Raw genomic sequence first — 24,120 nt, 5'->3', positions numbered from 1 at the left:
ATAGCGCCTGTTAATGATGCAGGCAAAGAGCAAAAAACCCTGCACCCTTAAAGGGTATATTTAATACGCTACCCCGACGCAACCTGGCAAGATAATATACTGGATAAGACCCTTCTTTGTGGCAGGTTGTTTTTGTCGGTGAGTCAATTTTAGCAGGCGCGCGACCGCAATGAACGGTTGACAGCACGCGCCAGATGCGGTACCAATAACCTTACTAACCGAATTCATTAATGGAAAGCGCATAACTTATGTTCAAGTCTATCCGTCTACTAAGCCTACTACTACACGTAGAATTGATGCGCGGCAGGCTGGTGCACGGTATTCAGAACTGAATTCGGGCCACTCCAGATTAAAACCCGCGCACTACTGCGCGGGTTTTTTTATGCCTGGCGTGTGCGGAAACCAACAGAATAAGGATCGACCATGAGCCAACAAGTCATTATTTTCGATACGACGCTGCGTGATGGTGAACAGGCGCTGCAGGCGAGCCTGAGCGTAAAAGAGAAACTGCAGGTTGCGCAGGCGCTGGAAAGAATGGGCGTTGACGTCATGGAGGTGGGCTTTCCGGTGTCTTCCCCCGGCGATTTCGAGTCGGTGCAAACCATTGCCCGCCAGATCAAAAACAGCCGGGTTTGCGGCCTGGCGCGCTGCGTCGATCGCGATATTGATGTCGCGGCCGAGGCGCTGCGCGTGGCGGAAGCGTTCCGTATCCATTTGTTCCTGGCCACCTCGACCCTGCATGTGGAATCCAAGCTAAAAAAGAGCTTCGACCAGGTGGTCGAAATGGCGGTGCACTCTGTTAAACGTGCGCGCAACTATACCGATGACGTCGAATTTTCCTGCGAGGACGCCGGCCGCACCCCGATCGACAACCTGTGCCGTATTGTTGAAGCCACCATTAAAGCTGGTGCGCGCACCATCAATATTCCCGATACGGTGGGCTACACCACGCCGAATCAGTTCGGCGGCATTATCAGTTCCCTGTATCAGCACGTGCCAAATATCGATAAGGCCATCATCTCGGTCCATTGCCACGACGACCTGGGCATGGCGGTCGGCAACTCTATCGCCGCAATTCAGTCCGGCGCCCGTCAAGTGGAAGGGACGCTGAACGGCATCGGCGAACGCGCCGGCAATACCGCGCTGGAAGAGGTAATCATGGCGATCAAAGTGCGCCAGGATCTGCTGAACGTCCACACTGGCATCCATCATCAGGAAATCTACCGCACCAGCCAGGTAGTCAGCCAGCTGTGCAACATGCCTATCCCCGCCAATAAAGCAGTAGTGGGCGCCAATGCCTTCGCTCACTCTTCCGGTATTCATCAGGACGGCGTGCTGAAGAATCGCCAGAACTACGAAATCATGACACCGGAAATCATCGGCCTGAAAGAAGTGCAGTTGAATCTGACCTCCCGCTCCGGTCGCGCGGCGGTGAAACACCGCATGCAGGAGATGGGCTATCAGGAAAGCAATTACTCCCTGGACGAACTGTATGACGCCTTCCTGAAACTCGCCGATAAAAAGGGGCAGGTCTTCGATTACGATCTGGAAGCGCTGGCGTTTATCAATAATCAGCAGGAGCAATCGGAGCATTTCCGCCTGGAATACTTCAGCGTGCAATCCAGCTCCGCCGATATCGCCACCGCCTCGGTGAAACTGGCCTTCGGTGACGAGGTGCACGCCGAAGCCGCTACCGGCAACGGCCCGGTAGATGCCGTCTACGAGGCGCTGAACCGCATTACGCAACTCCCCATTCAGTTGGAAAAGTATCAGTTGACCGCCAAGGGTCACGGCCGTGACGCGCTGGGCCAGGTGGATATCGTCGTGGAGTATGAGGGTCGCCGTTTCCACGGCGTCGGTCTGGCCACGGATATCATCGAATCCTCCGCCCTGGCGATGGTCAATTCGATGAACACTATCTGGCGCGCGCGGCAAGTCGGTATCGAATTGCGGCGCCTGCACCAACACAACAACAGTCAGGATATGCAGGAAACGGTGTAATGATGAGCAAGACCTACCATATTGCGGTTTTACCCGGCGACGGTATCGGCCCGGAAGTCATGGCGCAGGCCTATAAGATTCTTGATGCGGTGCGCCAGCGCTTCAACGTGCGCATTTCCACCAGCGAGTATGATGTGGGCGGCGCGGCTATCGACCGCCAGGGCAGCCCGCTGCCCGCCGGCACCGTTGCCGGCTGCGAGCAGGCGGATGCGATTCTGTTCGGTTCAGTGGGCGGTCCGAAATGGGAACACTTGCCGGCGGCGGAACAGCCGGAGCGCGGCGCCCTGCTGCCGCTGCGTAAACACTTCAAGCTGTTTTCCAACCTGCGCCCGTCGCGCCTGTACCCTGGGCTTGAGGCCTATTGCCCGCTGCGCGCCAATATCGCCGAACGCGGATTCGATATCTTGTGCGTGCGGGAACTCACCGGTGGCATCTATTTCGGCCAACCGAAAGGCCGCGAAGGCACCGGTCCGCACGAGCATGCTTTCGATACCGAGGTGTACTATCGCTTTGAGATTGAACGCATCGCCCGCATAGCTTTTGAATCGGCGCGCAAACGGCGCGGCAAAGTCACCTCCATCGACAAAGCCAACGTGTTGCAAAGCTCCATTCTGTGGCGCAAGGTGGTCAGTCAGGTGGCACCGGACTACCCGGATGTCGCTCTGTCGCATTTGTATATCGACAACGCCACCATGCAATTGATTAAAGATCCGTCCCAGTTCGATGTGATGCTGTGCTCGAATCTGTTCGGCGATATTCTCTCCGACGAATGCGCCATGATCACCGGCTCCATGGGCATGCTGCCTTCGGCCAGCCTGAATGAGCAGGGCTTCGGCATGTATGAGCCGGCCGGTGGCTCGGCGCCGGATATCGCCGGCAAGGATATCGCCAACCCGGTGGCACAGATTTTGTCCGCCTCCCTGCTGCTGCGCTACAGCCTGGGGCTGGACGACGCCGCGGACGCGATTGAGCTCGCGGTTAATCAGGCGCTGGAAGCCGGACACCGCACCGCCGACCTGGCCGGCGGCGGCAGCGCGGTAGGTACCGGTGAAATGGGCGATATTATCGCCGCGTTAATCAGTCAAGGGGCATAATCAACATGGGCAAGTCGTTATACCAAAAATTATATGATGCACACGTGGTTTATGAAGCGGAGAACGAAACGCCGCTTTTGTATATCGACCGCCATTTGGTGCATGAAGTCACCTCGCCGCAAGCGTTTGACGGCTTGCGCGCCCATGGCCGCACCGTACGTCAACCGGGCAAAACCTTCGCCACCATGGACCACAACGTTTCCACGCAAACCAAAGACATCAACGCCTGTGGTGATATGGCCCGCATCCAGATGCAGGAGCTGATGAAAAACTGCGCGGAATTCGGCGTGCAGCTGTATGACCTGAACCACCCTTATCAAGGGATCGTGCACGTCATCGGTCCGGAACAAGGGATGATCTTGCCGGGCATGACTATCGTCTGCGGCGATTCCCATACTGCCACCCACGGCGCCTTTGGCGCGCTGGCGTTCGGTATCGGCACCTCAGAAATAGAACACGTACTGGCGACCCAGACCCTGAAACAGGGCCGTGCCAAAACCATGAAAGTGGACATGACCGGCCACGCCTCCCCCGGTATTACCGCCAAGGATATTGTCCTGGCGATCATCAGTAAAATCGGTTCAGCTGGCGGTACCGGCCACGTGGTGGAATTCAGCGGCTCCGCCATTCGCGCGCTTAGCATGGAAGGCCGCATGACGCTTTGCAATATGGCGATCGAAATGGGCGCCAAGGCGGGCCTGGTCGCCCCGGACGACACCACCTACGCCTACCTGCAAAACCGGCAGTTTGCGCCCAAGGGCGATGACTGGCATCAGGCCGTGATGTATTGGGATACGCTGAAATCCGACGATGATGCCCGCTTCGACAAAGTCGTGACGCTGGATGCGCAGGACATCGCGCCGCAGGTGACCTGGGGCACCAACCCCGGCCAGGTCATTGCCGTCAATCAGGTCATCCCGTCGCCGGAGTCATTCAGCGATCCGGTAGAGCGTAATTCTGCCGCCAAGGCACTGGCCTATATGGATTTGCAGCCCGGCATTCGTCTGACCGACGTGACGATTGACAAGGTCTTCATTGGTTCTTGCACCAACTCACGCATCGAAGATCTGCGCGCCGCCGCCGCTGTTGCCCGCGGTCGTCGCGTTGCCGCCGGCGTACAGGCAATCGTGGTCCCCGGCTCCGGTCCGGTTAAGGCGCAGGCCGAAGCGGAAGGGCTGGATAGAATTTTCCTCGATGCCGGGTTTGAATGGCGCCTGCCGGGCTGCTCCATGTGCCTGGCGATGAACAACGACAGCCTGAACCCCGGTGAGCGCTGCGCGTCAACCAGCAATCGTAACTTTGAAGGCCGTCAGGGCCGCGGCGGACGCACCCATCTGGTCAGCCCCGCGATGGCGGCGGCGGCGGCGGTAGCCGGCCGTTTCGCCGATATCCGCGAATTAAATTAAGGAAAAAGAGATGGCTAAATTTACCCAACATACCGGCATCGTGGTGCCCCTTGACGCCGCCAACGTCGACACCGATGCCATCATCCCCAAGCAGTTTCTGCAGAAGGTGACCCGCACCGGATTTGGCCAGCATTTATTCAATGACTGGCGCTTTCTGGACAACGCCGGGCAACAACCTAACCCGGATTTCGTGCTGAATCAGCCGCGCTATCGCGGCGCCAGTATCCTGCTGGCGCGGGAAAACTTCGGCTGTGGCTCCTCGCGCGAACATGCGCCCTGGGCATTGACCGATTACGGCTTTCATGCCGTGATAGCGCCGAGCTTTGCCGATATTTTCTACGGCAACAGCTTCAATAATCAATTGCTGCCGATTACGCTGTCGGAAGAGCAGATCAACGAACTGTTTGCTATGGTCGCGGCGCAGGAGGGGATGACATTTACCGTCGATCTGGAACGACAGCAGGTCGTGGCCGGCGATAAGGTTTATCCTTTCGAGATAGACAGCTTCCGCCGCCATTACATGATAAACGGCCTCGACAGTATCGGTCTGACGCTGATGCACGATGAAGCGATAAGCCAATACGAGAGCCGGCAGCCGGCATTTCTGAACTGATCGTCGCCGTCGCGCCCGGCGGGTGCGACGGTCGGGCCTCGCCGTTCCTCTTTCACCACGGCGGTATCGAATACTCACTGTGCAGACGGAACCCACCGCTATGCACCGGGGTGGCCTGGCGTTTTTTCTATCCCGAAGTCGCGTATCTCCTCTCGCGCCCTGTCGTCCCCCCCCCCCCCGCCACTGCCGTGTCTGCTGTTATCCTCCATGAAACGGTTTCATCCTTACCCGGTTAGCCAATACTGTTACCGCCTCGCAACATTATGCGTTACCGTCCCCCCATTCGCCGCTGCGCGCAAGCGGTGGCCGATGGCTTGGCAACCTCATGTGCGGCGATCGGCGGACAAAAAAAAGCCGGCACCCTACATCGCCGGCCGGTGATCACCACCTGATTCAAGAGTTAATGTGTCTAGGCGCTTGTCCATTGCATCGTTTGCACCACGGTATCGGCGGCTGGCTAACTTGAGACACATTGAGGAGGTACAGCCGCTTAACCGCGGCGCAGCGGAGGTGCATCCTGCCGCGCTTTCGGCCTCTAAAGTATCGGCGTAATATACGGAAAGAAAAACAGATGACTTTTCAGGGAGGGTTCCTCTTTTATGACCTCACAGCGTTTACAGCAGCAATTTATCCGACTATGGAAAAGCTGCCAGGGCGAGTCACGCGATACCCCCCTCAGCAAATTGGCGTTACAGCTCAATTGCTCACGCCACCACCACGTCCGTTCGCTGCTGAAAAACATGCAGCATGTAGGTTGGCTCAGTTGGCATTCTCAGGCCGGGCGCGGTAAACGCTCCCGGTTAGACTTTCACTATACCGGCCTGGGGTTGCAGCAGCAGCGCGCCAGCGAGCTGCTCGAACAGGATCGTATCGATCAGTTGGACAGTTGGTGGGAGAGATCGCGAGAGCCTGCGGACGATGCTGCTTTCTCACCTGGGCCGCGGTTTCCGCCAGGGCAATCATATCCTGCGGGTGCTCTACTATCGCCCGCTGAACAATTTGCTGCCCGGTACACCGCTGCGGCGTTCAGACAACCATATCGTTCGGCAAATTTTCAGCGGCCTAACGCGCATAAATGAGGAAAATGGGGAACTGGAGGCAGATATAGCACACCACTGGCAAGCGCTGGCACCCGACCATTGGCGGTTCTATCTGCGGCCTGCGGTACGTTTTCACCACGGCCGGGAAATGACCGTCGACGATGTCATCCAATCGCTAGCGCGTATGACCGGTAACCCGCTGTTTGCACCTATCCTGTCATTGGGTTCGCCCGCCCCCCCATACGCTGGATATTCAGCTTGCCGAGCGCGATGACTGGCTCCCCTGGCTGCTGGCGAGCGTACCGGCGATGATACTGCCCGCCGAATGGCGGACCCTGCCGGATTTCGCCCGCCGGCCGGTTGGTACCGGCCCCTATAGTGGTACATAATCACCCGAGCCAGCTCACCATCCGCGCCTTCGACGATTATTTCTGCTATCGAGCGCTTATCGATGAAGTCAATATCTGGGTCTTGCCGAAGTTATCCCATGAACTCAGCTATAGCGGAGTTCAGTTGCAAAATTTGGGTGTGTCGCCGGCAGAAGACGGCAGCGAGAGCGCCGCTGCGGAAATTCGACAGGAAGAAGGGTGCTATTTTCTCCTCCACGATCAGCGCTCGCCGCTCATGCAGCAACCCGAGGTTCGCCGCTGGCTGGGCGACTATCTCAATCCCCTGGCGCTGTTGCCCCATACCCCACCCCCAAGCCAGCATTTCTGGTCGCCTGCCTATGGGCTCCTGCCGCGCTGGAATCATCGCCGTCATCAACCGCCGGGGGCCAAACCGCCGGAACTGACCCGCCTGACCCTTTATCGCAACCATGCCGAATTCGAGGTGCTGGCCGCCGCGCTAACGGCGATATTGGAGGCAGAGTCCATACAGTTGGACATCAACACTGTGGACTATGAGCAATGGTACCGCGGCAACACCACCACGGATATTTGGTTGGGCAGCGCCAATTTCTCGCTGCCGCTATCGTTTTCGCTGTTCGCCACGCTGTATGAGATGCCGCTGCTACATCGTTGCCTGCCGCCGACGCTGTTTGATGCAGCCGAACGTTGGCGCAAAAGTCAATTGCCAATGGCGGAATGGAGCCGGTCGCTGGTTGACGAACATTGGCTGCACCCTTTGTACCACAATTGGCTTAGTCTGCAGGGCAGCCGCAGCATGCGTAGAATTCGTATGAATACGCTGGGCTGGTTTGATTTTAAATCTGCCTGGTTCGCGCCGCCGGCGCCGTAGCACCGCTTACGCCATCGTCCTGAGTAACTTTTTCTTTATTTTTTTCTTTGTGACACCAAATAGGGGATTTACTGTCAACCAGACTCGTAAGCATTTACAATCAATGCCGTTCTCAACGGGGTGCCCATGCTACCGCCCGCCGCGGTCGGAGTGAGCTGAGAGAAGACCCGTCGAACCTGATCCGGTTAATACCGGCGAAGGGATTTGAGAGTGCGCACTGCTGCCTCAAGTCCTTTGCTACCTTGTCCTTAGGAGCGCAAAGTGTTGAAAAAATGGTTATTCTGCCTGTTACTGGCCGCGCCGGCACTGGCCAAACCCATCCTGACGGTATACACCTATGACTCGTTCTCTTCGGAATGGGGTCCGGGGCCGGCGATAAAAACGGCGTTTGAAAAGGAGTGTGGTTGCGAACTGAAGTTTGTCGCGCTGGAAGATGGAGTGGCGCTTTTGAACCGCTTACGTCTGGAAGGGAAAAACAGCCGGGCAGATATCGTGCTGGGTCTGGACAACAACCTGATCCAGGCGGCGCGGGACACCGGACTGTTCGCCCCCCATGCCGTTGCGACCAAAGCGCTAACCCTGCCCGGCAGCTGGCATAACGACCTCTTCCTGCCCTACAATTATGGCTATTTCGCGTTTGTCTATGACCAGACCAAACTCAAGAACCCGCCCCGCAGCCTGCATGAGCTGGTGGACGACCCCGCGTCACTGAAGATCATTTACGAAGATCCGCGCACCAGCACCCCGGGGCTGGGACTGCTGCTCTGGGTGCAAAAGGTCTATGGCGACGCTGCGCCTGCGGCCTGGGAAAAGCTGGCCGCGAAAACCGTGACCGTGACCAAAGGCTGGAGCGAAGCCTATGGTCTTTTCCTGAAAGGGGAATCGGACATGGTGCTAAGCTATACCACCTCGCCGGCCTACCATATTATCGAAGAAAAGAAAAATCAGTATGCGGCGGCGGCCTTTAGCGAAGGTCACTATCAGCAGGTGGAGGTGGCCGGACAACTGGCGGCCAGCAAGCAACAGGCTCTGGCCCATCGCTTTATGCAATTTATCCTTACCCCGGCTTTCCAGCAGGCCATTCCGACCGGCAACTGGATGTATCCGGTGATTGATACCGCGCTGCCCGCCGGTTTCACCCCGCCACCGCAGCAGACATTAAGCTTTACCCCGCAGCAGGTGGCAGCCGGGCGCGCCGGGTGGGTCAGCGGCTGGCAGCAGGCCGTTAGCCGTTAATGTCTCCTGCAGGTCGTCACGGCGGCGCGTCCCCGCGGTCCCCGACGCCGACGCAACCGCCCCGGCACCGGGGCGGGCGCAGCGGATCTGACCTGTTCCTCGCCCGGTCTGCGGCAGTGGCGGGCCGCGTCAAAGCAATGCCCGGTTGGCTGTGGCCCGGCGCTACGGCGGCGGCGGTGATTGCCGTTATCGCACTCGCCGCCTTCAGCGCCCTGTGGCGTCACGTCCCCTCCCATCCCTGGCGTCCACTGCTGGCGGATCGTTATCTTTGGCATGTGGTGTCTTTTACCTTTACTCAGGCCCTGCTATCGGCGCTGTGCGCCACCCTGCCGGCCGTAGCGCTGGCACGGGCGCTTTACCGCCGACGGTTTCCCGGCCGCGCCTTGCTGCTGCGGTTCTGCGGTATGACGCTCGTGCTGCCGGTGTTGGTGGGCGTTTTCGGCATTATGAGCGTTTTTGGCCAGCAAGGCTGGCTGGCCCAGCTGTGCCGGGTGCTACAGGTGGAATACCGTTTTTCCCCCTACGGCCTGGGTGGCATCCTGCTGGCGCATGTTTTCTTCAACCTGCCGCTGGCGACGCGATTACTGCTGCAGGCGCTGGAAAGTATTCCGGTGGAGCAACGGCAACTGGCGGCTCAATTAGGTATGACCGCCGGACCGTTTTTCCGCCTGGTCGAATGGCCCTACTTACGCCGTCAACTGCTTCCTGCGGCCGCGTTGATTTTTATGCTCTGTTTCGCCAGTTTCGCCACCGTACTGGCGCTGGGCGGCGGTCCGCGCGCGACGACGATCGAACTGGCGATTTATCAGGCCCTCAGCTACGACTTCGACGTCGGCCGCGCCGCTTTGCTAGCGCTGGTGCAAATGGTCTGCTGCCTCGGGCTGGTAATGCTGAGTCAACGGCTGGCCAGCGCGCTGCCGGTAGGGCATTCCCATCATGCCCGCTGGCGCGATCGCCAGACGGCGACAGGGGGAAGAATAGGCGACGCGTTGATTATCCTGGCGGCGCTACTCTTGTTGCTGCCGCCGCTGCTGGCGGTCGTCATCGACGGGATCAACGGCGATCTGCCGACGGTGTTGCGGCAAACGGCGCTATGGCGGGCGGTATTCACCTCTCTGGGGGTTGCGCTGTGCGCCGGTCTGTTGTGCCTGCTGCTTACCGGTATGTTGCTCTGGAGCAGCCGGGAACTGCGCCTGCGTCAGCGATGGCTGGGCGCCCAACTGTTGGATCTGAGCGGCATGGTGATCCTGGCGATGCCCGGTATCGTGCTGGCGACAGGTTTTTTCCTGCTGGCAACCGATAACGGCGGATTACCCGCCTCGCCGGCGCCGGTAATTATCCTCGCCAATGCGCTAATGGCTATTCCCTATGCGCTAAAGGTATTGGAAAGCCCGATGCAGGACGTAGCCGAATGCTACCGGCAACTGTGCCTCACGCTCAACATCGGAGGCCTCAACCGGTTACGTTTGGTCGAATGGCGCGCACTGCGCCAGCCGGCGGGACGTGCGCTAGCCTTCGCCTGTATCTTGTCCTTGGGGGATTTTGGCGTGATAGCGCTCTTCGGCAGCGAGGATTTCCGTACCTTGCCGCTTTATCTTTACCAGCAGATCGGCGCCTATCGCAGCCAGGATGGCGCGGTGACCGCCCTGGTGTTGCTGCTGCTGTGTCTGCTGCTGTTTACGTTGTTTGAAAAAGGGTCGGGGACCAATGATAACGCTTGATAAAGTGACCTGGCTTTATCGCCATTTACCCTTGCGGTTTGACCTGCACGTCGACGCCGGCGAAAAGGTGGCGATACTTGGCCCGAGCGGCGCCGGTAAAAGCACGCTACTCAATTTGATGGCGGGTTTCCTGACACCGCACAGCGGCGAACTGTGGCTGAACGGCGCAACCCATAACAAAACGCCGCCGGCCCGGCGACCAGTATCGATGCTGTTTCAGGAAAACAACCTGTTTGCCCACCTGACCGTGGCGGAGAATATCGGCCTCGGGCTGCATCCCGGATTGCGACTGACGTCTGCTCAACGTTGTCAATTAAAGGATACGGCGCGGCAGGTCGGGTTGGAAAACCTGCTCGAACGCTTGCCGGCGGCGATCTCCGGCGGCCAACGGCAGCGCACGGCGCTGGCGCGCTGTCTGGTGCGCCAACAGCCGATACTGTTGCTCGATGAGCCTTTTTCCGCGCTGGACCCCGCGCTACGCGCCGAGATGGTGAAATTGCTGGATGAGGTTTGCGCCACGCGCCGGCTGACGCTGCTGATGGTGTCGCATAATTTGGATGATGCCCTGCGGCTGGCGCCACGCACCCTGTTAGTGGTCGACGGCCGCATTTATTATGATGGGCCGACCGCGGCGCTGGCGAGCGGTGAGTCCCAGGCGGCGGCGATACTGGGCATCGACTGCTAAGCGCCGCGGCCGCGCTGACTGTGCACAGAAGCTCAGGTGATACGCTCGATTTTCCCCATAATCACAATCCAGGAAAAAATACTGAGCAGCGTCATACCGCCGACAAACATCAGTGCCGGCGCAAAGTTACCGCCGGAGACCAGATAGCCGATAAGAATAGGAACCAGAATTCCTATACTGGTGCCGACGAAATTAAATATACCGCCCGTAATGCCCACCCGGCTGCTGGCGTTCCTGCTGGAGCGGGCCACGGTCACCGGACTCGCAGTGGCGGATCGGTGGCGGCGTTTAGCTGGCTGTATATGCCGCGCATGCATCGCGCCGGCTATGTCGCGCCCAACCTCGGGGACGTGGCGCCGCAGGCCAGCCCCGGCGGTTATGTCATGGATTCCCGCCCCGGGCTGTACGATTCAGTGCTAGTGCTGGACTACAAAAGCCTTTATCCCTCCATCATCCGCACGTTTTTGATAGACCCGATCGGATTGATTGAAGGGCTGGCGGCGGGTGAAAGCCCCGACACGCTTGCGGGTTTCGCCGGTGCGCGCTTTTCGCGCCGGCATCACGTCGACCAGCTCTGGCAGGGCTGTGAGCGCGCCAAACGCGACCATAACGCGCCGCTGTCCCAAGCGATGAAAATCATCATGAACGCTTTTTATGGCGTGTCGGGCGCGCCCGGCTGCCGTTTTTTCGACAACCGGCTGGCTTCCTCCATCACCCTGCGCGGCCACGCCATCATGCACCAGACGCGGGAGCTTATCGAGGCGGAGGGTTATCCGGTCATTTACGGCGATACCGATTCCACTTTCGTCTGGCTCAAACGCCCCTTTGTACAGGACGCGGCGGTGTCCATCGGTCAGGCGCTGGTAAGCAAAATCAACGACTGGTGGCGAGACCATCTGCGCCAGCAGTGGGATCTCGACAGCGCCCTGGAACTGGAATTCGAGACGCATTTCAGTCGGTTTTTCATGCCGACCATCCGCGGTGCGGAGCTGGGCAGTAAAAAACGCTATGCCGGGCTGGTACAGGACGAGCAAGGGGAACGGATGGTGTTTAAAGGGCTGGAAACGGTTCGCAGCAATTGGACGCCGCTGGCCCAGCAGTTTCAGCAGCAACTCTATGAGCGCATTTTTCGACGGCAGCCTTATCAGTCTTTCGTGCGCGATTATGTGTGCCAAACGCTCGACGGCAGCTTCGACGATCGGCTGATTTATCGCAAGCGGCTGCGGCGCAAACTCGGCGATTACGAGCGCAACGTCCCGCCCCAGGCCCGCGCGGCACGCATCGCCGACGATTATAATCAGCGCCACCACCGCCTGCAGCAATATCAAAACGGCGGCTGGATAAGCTATATCATGACCACCGCCGGCCCCAAGCCGCTGGAATGCCGCCTGAGCCAGCCGGATTATGATCATTACCTCAGCAAGCAGCTGCAGCCGGTGGCGGACGCGATCCTACCTTTATGCAGGATGATTTTGCTACCCTTATATCAGGTCAAATGGGATTGTTTTGATTGACGGGCCGATTGACAGGTGACGTCGCCGTCACCATCTATTACTATAGCGCCCTCAACGCGTAATGTTAACCTCTGACCCCGTTTCACGCCGTGTACTTCAGGCTTGCACCTGCCACGGCCAGTTCCTCTATTGCCGGTAATTTAGCCCAATACAACACTGAGCCGAGAATTTATGCCATTTACGCTAGGTCAACGCTGGATAAGCGATACTGAAAACGAGCTGGGACTGGGTACCGTCGTTGCCCAGGACGCCCGCATGGTGACCCTGTTGTTTTCCACCAGCGGTGAAAACCGCCTCTACGCCCGTACCGATGCCCCTATTACCCGGGTGATGTTTAATCCCGGTGATACCGTTACCAGCCACGAAGGCTGGCAGCTGCTTATCGACACCATCGAGGAAAAAGAGGGCCTGCTGACTTACATCGGAACGCGTCTGGATAACGGCGAAACCGGCTGTACGCTGCGCGAGGTGTTGCTCGACAGCAAACTGACCTTCAGCAAACCGCAGGATCGCCTGTTTGCCGGCCAGATCGACCGCATGGACCGTTTCGCGCTGCGCTACCGCGCGCGCAAGTTCTACAGCGAGCAGTTTCGCGCGCCGTGGAATGGCCTGCGCGGCATTCGCGCAAGCCTGATCCCCCATCAATTACATATCGCCTCCGAAGTCGGCCAGCGCCACGCCCCGCGCGTCCTGCTGGCGGACGAAGTGGGGCTGGGGAAAACCATCGAAGCCGGGATGATAATCCATCAGCAAATGCTGACCGGACGCGCGGAGCGGGTGCTGATCGTCGTGCCTGAATCGCTGCTGCATCAATGGCTCGTGGAAATGCTGCGCCGCTTTAATCTGCATTTTTCCCTCTTTGACGACGAGCGCTACAGCCAATCATTGCTCGATAGCGACAACCCCTTTGAAACCGAACAGTTAGTGCTTTGTTCGCTGGATTTCGTGCGGCGTAATAAAGAGCGGCTGACGCACCTGACCGAAGCGGAATGGGATATTCTCGTGGTGGATGAAGCCCACCATCTGGCCTGGAGCGAAACCGCCCCCAGCCGCGAATATCAGGTGATTGAACGGCTGGCGCACCATATCCCCGGCGTGCTGTTGCTGACCGCCACGCCGGAACAGTTGGGCATGCAAAGCCATTTCGCCCGCCTGCGCCTGCTGGATCCGAACCGTTTTCATGACTATCAGGCCTTTGCCGACGAACAGCAGCGCTACCGCCTGGTGGCCGATACCGTTGGACTGCTGCTGAACAACGAGCTGCTGGATGCCGCGGCCATGACGCTGCTGGCCGAGATGCTCGGCGGGCAAAATGCCGATGCGCTGCTGGCCCGTGTCAATGAGCAAAACGCGGCCGACGACGACGCACGCCGCCGGCTCACGGCCATGTTGATGGACAGCCACGGCACCAGCCGGGTCATGTTCCGCAATACCCGCCAGGGCGTGAAAGGCTTTCCGGCGCGTCGACTGCACGCCTGCGCCCTGCCGCTGCCCGCGCAGTACCAGACGGCCTTCAAGGTGGCCGGCATCATGGGCGGCAAGCAGAGGTTGGATGAGAGCGCACGCCACATGCTCTACCCGGAGCAGATCTTTCAGCAATTTGAGGGGCAAAATGCGACCTGGTGGAACTTCGACCCGCGCGTGCAGTGGCTGGTAGACTTCCTCCTTGATCTGCGTCAGGAAAAAGTATTGGTGATCTGCGCCCATGCCGGCACGGCGCTGCAGCTGGAGCAGGTATTACGCGAACGGGAAGGCATTCGCGCCGCGGTGTTTCATGAAGGGTTATCGCTGGTGGATCGCGACCGTGCCGCTGCGTATTTCGCCTCCGCAGAAGACGGAGCCCAGGTACTTTTGTGCTCGGAAATCGGTTCCGAAGGCCGCAACTTCCAGTTTGCCAGCCAGATGGTGATGTTCGACCTGCCCTTTAATCCGGATCTGCTTGAGCAACGTATCGGTCGTCTGGACCGTATCGGCCAGAACCGGGATATCCAGATACATGTCCCCTATCTGGAGCAATCGGCGCAGGCGGTGCTGCTGCGCTGGTACCATGAAGGACTGGATGCCTTCGAGCATACCTGCCCCACCGGCCGCGCGCTGTATGACGAAACCTATCAGACCTTGCAAGGCTACCTGGCGGAGCCGGGCGCGCTTACCGGCCTGACGGCGTTTATCCACGATTGCCGCGCGCGGCACGATGCGCTGAAGGCACAAATGGAGCAGGGCCGCGACCGCTTGCTTGAGCTGCATTCCAACGGCGGCGAGCCGGCGCGCGTCCTGGCGCAGACCCTTGCCGAGCAGGATAACGACAGCCAACTGGTAAATTTTGCTCTCAATCTGTTCGATATCATCGGCATAAGTCAGGAAGACCGCAGCGACAATCTCCTGGTGCTCAAACCGTCGGATCATATGCTGGTGCCTGATTTCCCCGACGTGTCGGAAGAGGGCTGTACCATTACCTTTAATCGCGATCAGGCGCTGGCGCGCGAAGAGACGCAGTTTATCAGTTGGGAACACCCTATCATTCGTAACGGCCTCGATTTGGTCCTGTCGAGCGAAAGCGGCAACAGCGCGCTGTCGCTGCTGAAAAACAAGGCGCTGCCGGTCGGCACCCTGTTGTTGGAGTTGATTTACGTGGTGGAGTCCCAGGCCCCGCGCAATTTGCAGCTTAATCGCTTTCTGCCCGCGACCCCGCTGCGCCTGCTGCTGGATAAAAACGGCACCAACCTGGCGCCGCAGGTGGAGTTTGAGCAATTTAACCGTCAATTGAATGCCGTGAAGCGCCATACCGCCAGCAAACTGGTCAGCGCGGTTCAGCCGGAGGTGCATGGGATGCTCACGCACGGCGAGCACCTGGTTGCCGAACAGGCCCAGGCGCTGATTGATGAGGCGCGGGCGCAGGCGGATCTTCTCCTCAGCGCTGAGCTGAGCCGACTAAAGGCGCTGCGGGCGGTCAACCCGGCTATCCGCGACAACGAGCTGGAGGCGGTGGCGGAAAACCGCCGTCAGGTGCTCCGGCACCTTGATGAGGCCAGTTGGCGTCTGGACGCGATCCGCCTTATCGTGGTGACACATCAATAAACAGCAACCTCTTCCCGGCGGTCATTGCCACCGGGATCACCCGGAGACCTATGGAACCTTATCATCCCCCGCAAATGCCCTGGCTGCATATCCTTTATCAGGATACGCACATCATGGCGGTCAATAAGCCGAGCGGGTTATTGTCAGTGCCCGGGCGTGCGCCGGAGCACAGAGACAGTGTCATGACGCGGATTCAGGCGAATTTCCCCCAGGCGGAATCGGTGCACCGGCTGGATATGGCCACCAGCGGCGTACTGGTGGTGGCGCTGACCAAGGCCGCAGAGCGTGAGCTGAAACGCCAGTTTCGCGAGCGCGAGCCGCGCAAAACCTATATTGCCAGCGTCTACGGGCATCCCGCCTGCGATGAAGGCGACATTGACCTGCCGCTGATTTGCGACTGGCCTAACCGGCCACGGCAAAAGGTCTGTTTCGGCACGGGTAAAGCGGCGCTAACCCACTATGAGGTACTGTCCCGCGACCCCGACGGCAGCGCCCGGGTGCGCCTAACGCCGATGACCGGCCGCTCGCATCAGTTGCGGGTGCATATACAGTCCCTGGGTCATCCCATCCTGGGCGACGGGTTTTACGCCACGCCTGAAGCCAAAGCGATGGCACCCCGGCTCTTGCTGCACGCGCAAACGCTGGCCATCACCCATCCCCAATACGGATCGCCTATTCATTTTCACTGCGAAGCGGATTTTTAAGCGCGATAACGCGGCGGCTAACCATCGGCCAGCGTTCCGCTTAGCGAAACCCTTTCTCCCGCTTCAGCAAATCATAGGCTTGCTGAATCGCCTGGGTCTTCTGTTTGGCCATCTCCATCATCTCCGGCGGCAGGCCTTTCGCCACCAGCTTGTCGGGATGATGCTCGCTCATCAGCTTGCGGTAGGCGCGCTTAATCGTCGGACCATCGTCCTGCGGGCTGACGCCGAGCACTTTGCAGGCGTCTTCCAGCGTCGGCCCCTGCGACCGTCCCGGCTGACGATAGCCGCCCTGATAAGACTCCTGCTGTCCGCCGAACTGCGCGCCTCCCTCCATCATGCTGAGGAACTGGTCAAACTGGCCACGGCTGATGCCCAGCTCTTCAGCGATAACGTACAGCACCTGCCGTTCGTTGGGATGCAGCGAGCCATCGGCGAAGGCCGCCTGGATCTGAATTTCCAAAAACATGCGAATAAGATCGAAACGACCAAAGCAGACCTGGCGAAACTCGCGCAGCCGGCCGCGCAGCGGGAAATCGCTATCTTTCCCTTCGCGGAACGCCTCCTGCGCGGCGCTTTTCAGCGCATCATTAAGCTGCATCCGCGTCATCAGCCTGTTGGCGTTGACAATGTCCGCCTCGGTAACCCGCCCTTTGGATTTGGTTAAATGGCCCATCACCTGAAACGTGGTGCGGAAAAAAACGTTTTGACGGGTTTGTTGATCGGAAAAATAACCGGGACCGGTCACGCGGACGCCCCGTGCCTTGTCCACCATATGGCCTATTAACAGGCCCAGCACCACGGTCCAAAAACCGCCGCCCGCCCAGATAGCCAGAATAACGCCCAACAGCTTACCCCAATAACGCATATACTCCTCAATTCATCATGCCGTCGGTACAAAATTGCTTTATCATACCTGTCATTTAACGCTAAGCCTAACGGTGCGCGGCGAAACGGCAGGATTTAACACTGGCGCAACGCTGGTGAGTGATATAGCCTCTAACCATTTGCCGCGATGAGCCCTGGATGACGGAACACCTGAAAAACGCTTATGAAAAAACGTTTACCCACACTGCTGGCCAGCCTTATCGGGTCCGCTCTTTATAGCCAGCAGGCGCTGGCCGATCTGGCGGATCAATGCCTGTTGGGCGTGCCGGCCTATACCAAACCGCTGGTCAGCGGCGATGCCAATTCGCTGCCGGTGCATATCCAGGCCGACAAGGCCGCAGCGAATTATCCCGAACATGCGCTCTTTAGCGGCAACGTGTATATTGAACAGGGCAACAGCACGCTCACTGCCGATGAAGTGCAGCTCACGCAGCGCCAGGAGCAGAACAACGCGCCGCTGCGTACCGCCACGGCCACGGGGAATGTCAATTATTCTAGCAACGAGATCAAGCTGCAGGGGCCAAAAGCCTGGTCCAATCTCAATACCAAAGATACGGATGTCTATCAGGGCAACTACCAGATAGTGGGCAGACAAGGCCGCGGCGACGCCGATACTATGAAACAGCGCGGCGATAACCGCTATACGGTATTGGAAAACGGCAGTTTCACCTCCTGTTTGCCCGGGGACGACAGCTGGAGCGTTGTGGGATCGGAGGTCATCCACGACCGCGAAGAGCAGGTCGCCGAGATTTGGAACGCGCGCTTTAAAATCGGCAAAGTGCCGGTATTCTACAGCCCGTATTTGCAAATACCGGTGGGCGACAAGCGCCGTTCCGGCTTTCTTATCCCCAATGCCAAATACGGCAGCAACAACGGCTTCGAGTTCAGCGCACCCTATTACCTGAATCTGGCGCCGAATTATGACGCCACGATCATGCCGAATTACATGAGTAAACGCGGTACCCAGATCCAGACCGAGTTCCGCTACCACACCACACCGGGCGAAGGGCTGGTGGAGTTCGACTGGCTGCCTAAAGACCGGGTTTACAGCAGCGAGCACGCCAGCGACGGCGATAGCGATCGCTGGTTGCTCTACTGGCGCCACAACGGGGTCATGGATCAGGTATGGCGTTTTAACGTCGATTACACCAAAGTCAGCGACTCCAACTACTTTGACGATCTGGATTCCAAATACGGTAGCACCACCGACGGCTACGCCACGCAGAAATTCAGTTTCGGCTATGCCGACGAGAACTGGGACACCGCCCTGTCATACAAACAGTTCCAGGTCTTTGACACCAACAGCAGCGACGCTTACCGCACCGCTCCTCAGCTCGATGTGACCTACTATAAAAACGACGTTGGTCCGTTTGACTTCAAAGTATTCAGCCAGGCGGCCAAATTCACCAACGTTAACAACAGTTACCCTGAAGCGACTCGGTTACACATCGAGCCCACGCTCAACCTGCCGCTGGCCAACCGTTGGGGCAGCTTAAATACTGAAGCCAAGCTGATGGCCACGCATTATCAGCAGGAAAATATCGACGAATATAATGAAAATACCGGCACCGGCCGCCATCTGAAAGGCTCGGTAAACCGCGTGTTGCCGCAGTTCAAAACCGACGGCAAGATGGTGTTCGAGCGCGATATGGATTACGCACCGGACTACACGCAGACGCTGGAACCGCGCCTGCAGTACCTGTATGTGCCCTATCGCAACCAGAACGATATCGGCGTCTATGACTCCACCATCCTGCAAACCGACTACTCCGGTCTGTTCCGCGATCGAACTTACAGCGGCCTGGACCGCATCTCCTCCGCCAACCAATTGGCGGGCGGTGTCACCACCCGAATTTATGACGATCAGCGCGCGGAACGATTTAACGCTTCCGTCGGTCAAATCTACTACTTCTCGCGGCCTCGTACCGGTGATATCACCGGCACCTGGGATAATTATGATAATACCGGCAGCGTGGTATGGGCGGGAGATAGCTACTGGCGTATCAGCAATCAGTGGGGGATCCGCGGCGGCCTGCAGTATGACTCCCGGCTGAACAGCGTTGCGTTGGGCGATGCGGTGCTGGAGTACCGACGCGACGAAAACCGCATCCTGCAGCTAAATTACCATTACGCCAGCCCGCAATATATTGAGCAAATGCTGTCCGATATTAGCCATACCGGCTATCAGCAGGGCATTTCGCAGGTGGGTGTAACCGGCAGCTGGCAGCTGGTGGACCGCTGGTCGCTGGTTGGGGCGTATTATTACGATACCAAGGCGAATCAGCCGGCGGACCAACTGGTCGGCCTGCAATACAACACCTGCTGCTGGGCTATCAATGTGGGCTATGAGCGGAAGATTACCGGCTGGAACAGCACCGACAGCTCCAGCCAGTACGACAACAAAGTGTCGTTTAATATTGAACTGCGCGGTTTGAGCAGCAATTATGGCCTGGGTACGGACAAGATGCTGGCCTCCGGCATTCTGCCCTATCAGCGGGCGTTCTAAGCTGCAGTCTCGACGCAAACATTGAACTTAATCCGCATATGCGGCTGATATATATGGAAAAGTTATGAAAAACTGGAGAACGTTTATCCTCGGCCTCGCCCTGTGCGCCAACGGCGCGCTCGCCGCGCCGCAGGTTGTGGATAAAGTTGCCGCCGTGGTGGACAACGGCATCGTCCTGGAAAGCGAAGTGGACAATATGCTGTCCACGGTGAAACACGGCGCTCAGGAAGCCAACCAACAGCTGCCGGACGACACGACGCTACGCCGCCAGATCCTCGACCGGCTGATTATGGATAACATCATTTTGCAGCTGGCCCAGCGCACCAATATCACCATCAGCGACGAGCAGCTGGATCAGGCCATCGGCAATATCGCCGCCCAGAACCATATGTCACTCGATCAGCTGCGCAGCCGCCTGCCCTATGACGGCATAGACTACAACACATATCGCACGCAAATCCGCAAAGAGATGCTGATTGCCGAAGTGCGTAACGGCGAAGTCCGCCGTCGCGTCACCATCTTGCCGCAGGAAGTCGAGTCGCTGGCGCAACAAATTGCCGCCCAGACCGGCAACGGCGCCGAATTCAATCTCAGCCATATCCTCATCCCGTTACCGGAAAACCCGACGCAGGATCAACTGGACAAAGCGGAAGAACTGGCCACCTCAATTGTCGAGCAAAGCAAAAGCGGCGCCGACTTCGGAAAGTTGGCAATTACTTACTCCGCCGATGCCCAGGCGCTGAAAGGCGGCCAGATGGGCTGGGGGAAACTAGAAGAGCTCCCATCGCTGTTCGCGGCGCGCCTTCAGGGCGCTCAAAAGGGCAGCATTGTCGGCCCGATTCGTTCCGGCGTCGGCTTCCATATTCTGAAAGTTAACGACATCCGCGGCGGCGATCAGAAAGTGGCGGTCACCGAAGTACATGCGCGCCATATTATGCTGCGCACCTCGGTCGTGATGACCGACCAGCAGGCCCGCGCCAAGCTTGAAGATATCGCGGCGCAAATCAAGAGCGGACGTATCAGCTTCGCCGCCGCCGCCAAACAGCTGTCCGAAGATCCGGGCTCGGCAAATCAGGGCGGCGATCTGGGCTGGAGCTCAGCCGATGCCTTCGATCCAGCGTTCCGCAACGCGCTGATGCACCTGAAGAAAGGGGAAATCAGTACGCCGGTGCACTCCTCCTTCGGCTGGCATCTGATTCAGCTTATCGACACCCGCCAGGTGGACCGTACCGACGCTGCCCAGAAAGATCGCGCCTACCGGCTGCTGTTTAACCGCAAGTTTGCTGAAGAGGCGCAAACCTGGATGCAGGAGCAGCGCGCGTCCGCTTACGTGAAAATCCTCGATAGCAATGGGCAGTAATCAACGCATTGTCATCACCCCCGGCGAACCCGCCGGGATTGGTCCGGACCTTGTCGCCGCGCTGGCCCAGCAGGCGTGGCCGGTTGAACTGGTCATTTGCGCCGATCCCGCACTGCTGACGGCGCGGGCGCAGCAGCTTGGCCTGCCGCTGCGGCTGCACTCCTATCGGCCTGAACAACCGGCTACCCCGCGGCCGGCCGGCGAGCTGACGGTGCTGGCCATTGATACGCCGGCGCCGGTCGCCGCCGGTGAGCTCAACGTCGCCAACAGTCATTACGTGGTCGAAACGCTGGCCCGCGCCTGCGATAGCTGTCTTAACGGTGAGTTCGCGGCGTTGCTCACGGGCCCGGTACATAAGGGCGTCATCAACGACGGTGGCCTACCATTCAGCGGCCATACGGAATATTTCGCCCAGCGCAGCGGCCGCGAAAGGGTCGTGATGATGCTGGCCACCGAATCGCTGCGCGTCGCATTGGCGACCACTCATTTGCCGCTGCTGGCGGTTCCGGGGGCCGTCACCCGCCAGTCCCTCGATGAAGTCATAACGATTCTGGTCCACGATCTGCAGCAGCAATTCGGCATCGCGCAGCCGTGCATCTACGTATGCGGGCTGAATCCCCACGCTGGCGAAGGCGGCCATATGGGCCGGGAAGAAATCGAGGTGATAACGCCAGCCCTGGATACGCTGCGCGCCAAAGGTTATAATCTCGTCGGTCCCCTGCCCGCCGATACCTTGTTTCAACCGAAATATCTGCAGCAGGCGGACGCGGTGCTGGCGATGTATCACGATCAGGGTCTGCCGGTACTGAAGTATCAGGGATTCGGCCGGGCGGTCAATATCACGCTGGGACTCCCCTTCATTCGTACCTCCGTCGATCACGGCACCGCGCTGGAGCTGGCCGGATCGGGTCAGGCGGAGGCCGGCAGTATCAAAACGGCTCTTAATATCGCCATCGACATGATAAAACATCGTAATGAATAACCGCGTACATCAGGGGCATCTGGCGCGCAAGCGTTTCGGCCAGAACTTTCTGCACGACAGCTCAATCATTGATGCTATTGTTGCCGCCATTCATCCGCAGCCCGGCCAGGCAATAGTGGAAATCGGGCCCGGCCTCGGCGCCCTGACCGAACCGGTGGCGGAGCGCGTCGATGAGATGACTGTTATCGAGCTCGACCGCGATCTGGCCGCCCGTCTGGCCAGCCATCCTTTTTTACAGTCCAAGCTGAACATTGTGCAGAAGGACGCGATGACGGTCGATTTTGCCGCGCTGTCCGCCGAACGGGGGCAGCCGCTGCGGGTCTTCGGTAATCTGCCGTACAATATTTCCACGCCGCTTATGTTTCACCTTTTCAGCTATACTCATGCCATTCGCGATATGCACTTCATGCTGCAAAAAGAGGTGGTCAACCGACTGGTGGACGGCCCGAACGGCAAGGCCTACGGCCGGTTAAGCGTCATGGCCCAGTATTACTGCCAGATCATCCCGGTGCTGGAAGTGCCGCCTGCCTCGTTTCGGCCGGCGCCGAAAGTGGATTCGGCGGTGGTGCGGCTGGTACCCTATGCCACGCTGCCGTTCCCGGTGAAGGATCTGAGCAAACTCGCCACCTTGACCAGCCTGGCGTTCAACCAGCGCCGCAAGACGTTGCGTAATAGCCTGGGTAATCTTTTTAGCGCGCAACAGCTGGCGGAACAGGGTATCGACGCAACGCTGCGCGCGGAAAATGTGAGCGTTGAGCTTTATTGCCGTTTAGCCAACGTGCTGGCGGAGCGCACCGTTTCACAAGACTAACAGGAGTGCTTTGATGATTAACTCGCCCCGTGTCTGTGTTCAGGTTCAGAGCATGTACATCGAGACGCAGTCTCAGCCGGAAAGTGATCGTTATGTCTTTGCTTATACCATCACGCTGCGCAATTTGGGTCGGCACCCTGTGCAGCTGATAGGACGTTACTGGTTGATCACCAATGCCAACGGTCAAGAGACAGAGGTTCAGGGCGAGGGCGTCGTCGGTGAAAAGCCGCGCATTCTGCCCGGTGGCGAGTTTCAATACACCAGCGGCGCGGTGCTGGAAACCCCTCTGGGTACCATGCAAGGCCATTACGATATGGTCGATGACCAAGGACAGGGATTTCACGTTGCCATCCCCGTCTTCCGCCTGGCGATTCCTTCTCTTATAAACTAACTATGTCGACTTATTTAATTGGTGATATTCACGGCTGCTACGATGAGCTGAAAATCATATTGGCGCAGGTCCGGTTCGATCCAGCGGTGGATACGCTGTGGCTGACCGGCGATCTGGTCGCGCGCGGGACCGGTTCGCTAGAGGTATTGCGTCTGGTGCGCAGTCTGGGCGACAGCGTACAGTTGGTGCTGGGCAATCACGATCTCCATCTTTTGGCGGTGTATGCCGGCATCAGCCGCAATAAGCCGAAAGATCGCATCACGCCGCTGCTGGAAGCGCCGGACGCTGATGAATTAATCAACTGGCTCCGCCGTCAGCCGGTGCTACAGGTGGATGAAGAGAAAAAATTGGTCATGGCTCACGCCGGCATTACGCCGCAGTGGGACCTCGCCACGGCGCGCCAGTGCGCCCGTGAGGTGGAAGCGGTACTGAAGAGCGACAGCTATCCGCTGTTCCTCGACGCCATGTACGGCGATATGCCTAACAACTGGAGCCCTGAGCTAAGCGGTCTGGCGCGCCTGCGGTTCAGTACCAATGTCTTTACCCGCATGCGCTACTGCTTCCCCAACGGTCAGCTGGAAATGAACTGCAAGGATACTCCGGAAAAAGCGTCGACGCCGCTGCGGCCGTGGTTCGCGCTACCGGGGCCAGTGTCTGAGCGCTATAGCATTGTTTTCGGTCATTGGGCCTCGCTGATGGGCCAGGGAACGCCGGCGCACATCTACGGGCTTGACACCGGCTGCTGTTGGGGCGGCGAATTGACCCTGCTGCGTTGGGAAGACAAGGCGTTTACCCGCGTACCCTCGAACCGTCAAAACGAAACCAGCGTCGAAAATCCCATCAGCGCCTGAGGT

17 protein-coding genes, 2 pseudogenes and 1 riboswitch are annotated in these 24,120 nt (G+C 58.7%); of the genes and pseudogenes, 17 read left to right on the top strand and 2 right to left on the bottom strand.

What is annotated here, in order from left to right:
- Nucleotides 1–423 precede the first annotated feature (423 nt).
- The 8 genes and pseudogenes from leuA to thiQ all read left to right on the top strand — a co-directional run bounded on the left by leuA (nucleotide 424) and on the right by thiQ (nucleotide 11,035).
- Complete coding sequence (gene leuA, locus SGP1_RS03950; RefSeq protein ID WP_011410410.1) at nucleotides 424–2,001, top strand: 2-isopropylmalate synthase; 1,578 nt, start codon at nucleotides 424–426, stop codon at nucleotides 1,999–2,001.
- Between the two features lie 2 nt (nucleotides 2,002–2,003).
- Nucleotides 2,004–3,095, top strand: coding sequence for a 3-isopropylmalate dehydrogenase (gene leuB, locus SGP1_RS03945; RefSeq protein WP_011410299.1), 1,092 nt, complete (start codon nucleotides 2,004–2,006; stop codon nucleotides 3,093–3,095).
- Nucleotides 3,096–3,100: 5 nt separating this feature from the next.
- Entirely contained in the window at nucleotides 3,101–4,501 is a 1,401-nt protein-coding gene (leuC, locus tag SGP1_RS03940; RefSeq protein ID WP_011410298.1) for a 3-isopropylmalate dehydratase large subunit, read from the top strand.
- 10 nt (nucleotides 4,502–4,511) lie between these two features.
- Nucleotides 4,512–5,114 carry a 3-isopropylmalate dehydratase small subunit gene (gene leuD, locus SGP1_RS03935; protein ID WP_011410297.1) on the top strand — a complete coding sequence of 201 codons (603 nt, stop codon included), beginning with the start codon at nucleotides 4,512–4,514 and terminating at the stop codon, nucleotides 5,112–5,114.
- Between the two features lie 599 nt (nucleotides 5,115–5,713).
- Nucleotides 5,714–7,393 (top strand): annotated as a pseudogene (gene sgrR / locus SGP1_RS03930) (HTH-type transcriptional regulator SgrR).
- 106 nt (nucleotides 7,394–7,499) lie between these two features.
- Nucleotides 7,500–7,614, top strand: a riboswitch (TPP riboswitch).
- A gap of 40 nt (nucleotides 7,615–7,654) precedes the next feature.
- Nucleotides 7,655–8,629, top strand: a complete 975-nt coding sequence (gene thiB / locus SGP1_RS03925) for a thiamine ABC transporter substrate binding subunit (protein WP_011410296.1) — start codon at nucleotides 7,655–7,657, stop codon at nucleotides 8,627–8,629.
- A 137-nt stretch (nucleotides 8,630–8,766) separates the two neighbouring features.
- Nucleotides 8,767–10,350 carry a thiamine/thiamine pyrophosphate ABC transporter permease ThiP gene (thiP, locus tag SGP1_RS03920; protein ID WP_424141138.1) on the top strand — a complete coding sequence of 528 codons (1,584 nt, stop codon included), beginning with the start codon at nucleotides 8,767–8,769 and terminating at the stop codon, nucleotides 10,348–10,350.
- Entirely contained in the window at nucleotides 10,337–11,035 is a 699-nt protein-coding gene (gene thiQ, locus SGP1_RS03915; protein WP_011410294.1) for a thiamine ABC transporter ATP-binding protein ThiQ, read from the top strand. The genes thiP and thiQ overlap by 14 nt, the downstream gene beginning before the upstream one ends.
- 32 nt (nucleotides 11,036–11,067) lie before the next feature.
- Here the strand turns inward: thiQ and SGP1_RS29065 are convergent, their stop codons facing one another.
- Complete coding sequence (locus SGP1_RS29065; protein ID WP_162010777.1) at nucleotides 11,068–11,286, bottom strand: hypothetical protein; 219 nt, start codon at nucleotides 11,284–11,286, stop codon at nucleotides 11,068–11,070.
- Between SGP1_RS29065 and SGP1_RS03910 the strand changes: the two are divergent.
- From SGP1_RS03910 to rluA, 3 genes and pseudogenes are all read left to right on the top strand, one after another.
- A pseudogene (locus SGP1_RS03910) lies at nucleotides 11,252–12,545 on the top strand (DNA polymerase II); the annotation flags it as partial. The gene SGP1_RS29065 and the pseudogene SGP1_RS03910 sit on opposite strands and share 35 nt — an antisense overlap.
- 175 nt (nucleotides 12,546–12,720) lie before the next feature.
- A complete protein-coding gene (gene rapA / locus SGP1_RS03905) occupies nucleotides 12,721–15,627 on the top strand; it encodes an RNA polymerase-associated protein RapA (RefSeq protein ID WP_011410293.1) in 2,907 nt (968 codons plus the stop codon).
- A 50-nt stretch (nucleotides 15,628–15,677) separates the two neighbouring features.
- Nucleotides 15,678–16,331, top strand: a complete 654-nt coding sequence (rluA, locus tag SGP1_RS03900) for a bifunctional tRNA pseudouridine(32) synthase/23S rRNA pseudouridine(746) synthase RluA (RefSeq protein WP_011410292.1) — start codon at nucleotides 15,678–15,680, stop codon at nucleotides 16,329–16,331.
- 40 nt (nucleotides 16,332–16,371) lie between these two features.
- On the opposite strand, the gene djlA is transcribed toward rluA, so the two are convergent.
- Nucleotides 16,372–17,196: a co-chaperone DjlA gene (djlA, locus tag SGP1_RS03895; RefSeq protein WP_011410291.1), complete on the bottom strand. Its 825-nt coding sequence runs from the start codon at nucleotides 17,194–17,196 to the stop codon at nucleotides 16,372–16,374.
- Between the two features lie 183 nt (nucleotides 17,197–17,379).
- Between djlA and lptD the strand changes: the two genes are divergently transcribed.
- The 6 genes from lptD to apaH all read left to right on the top strand — a co-directional run bounded on the left by lptD (nucleotide 17,380) and on the right by apaH (nucleotide 24,117).
- Nucleotides 17,380–19,722, top strand: a complete 2,343-nt coding sequence (lptD, locus tag SGP1_RS03890) for an LPS assembly protein LptD (protein WP_011410290.1) — start codon at nucleotides 17,380–17,382, stop codon at nucleotides 19,720–19,722.
- A gap of 64 nt (nucleotides 19,723–19,786) precedes the next feature.
- A complete protein-coding gene (surA, locus tag SGP1_RS03885) occupies nucleotides 19,787–21,082 on the top strand; it encodes a peptidylprolyl isomerase SurA (RefSeq protein ID WP_011410289.1) in 1,296 nt (431 codons plus the stop codon).
- A complete protein-coding gene (gene pdxA, locus SGP1_RS03880) occupies nucleotides 21,072–22,064 on the top strand; it encodes a 4-hydroxythreonine-4-phosphate dehydrogenase PdxA (RefSeq protein ID WP_011410288.1) in 993 nt (330 codons plus the stop codon). The genes surA and pdxA overlap by 11 nt, the downstream gene beginning before the upstream one ends.
- The gene (gene rsmA / locus SGP1_RS03875) at nucleotides 22,057–22,875 is read left to right on the top strand and encodes a 16S rRNA (adenine(1518)-N(6)/adenine(1519)-N(6))-dimethyltransferase RsmA (RefSeq protein WP_011410287.1); all 819 of its coding nucleotides are present in this window, start codon (nucleotides 22,057–22,059) and stop codon (nucleotides 22,873–22,875) included. The genes pdxA and rsmA overlap by 8 nt, the downstream gene beginning before the upstream one ends.
- A gap of 13 nt (nucleotides 22,876–22,888) precedes the next feature.
- Nucleotides 22,889–23,266: a Co2+/Mg2+ efflux protein ApaG gene (gene apaG, locus SGP1_RS03870; RefSeq protein WP_011410286.1), complete on the top strand. Its 378-nt coding sequence runs from the start codon at nucleotides 22,889–22,891 to the stop codon at nucleotides 23,264–23,266.
- A gap of 2 nt (nucleotides 23,267–23,268) precedes the next feature.
- Complete coding sequence (apaH, locus tag SGP1_RS03865) at nucleotides 23,269–24,117, top strand: bis(5'-nucleosyl)-tetraphosphatase (symmetrical) ApaH (RefSeq protein ID WP_011410285.1); 849 nt, start codon at nucleotides 23,269–23,271, stop codon at nucleotides 24,115–24,117.
- The last annotated feature ends 3 nt before the right edge of the window (nucleotides 24,118–24,120 follow it).

Origin of the sequence: Sodalis glossinidius str. 'morsitans', from assembly GCF_000010085.1 — a bacterium.
In the GTDB taxonomy this organism is placed as follows: Bacteria; Pseudomonadota; Gammaproteobacteria; order Enterobacterales; family Enterobacteriaceae; genus Sodalis; species Sodalis glossinidius.
Note: the sequence above shows the minus strand (reverse complement) of the source record. Positions and strands in the feature narration are given on the sequence as shown.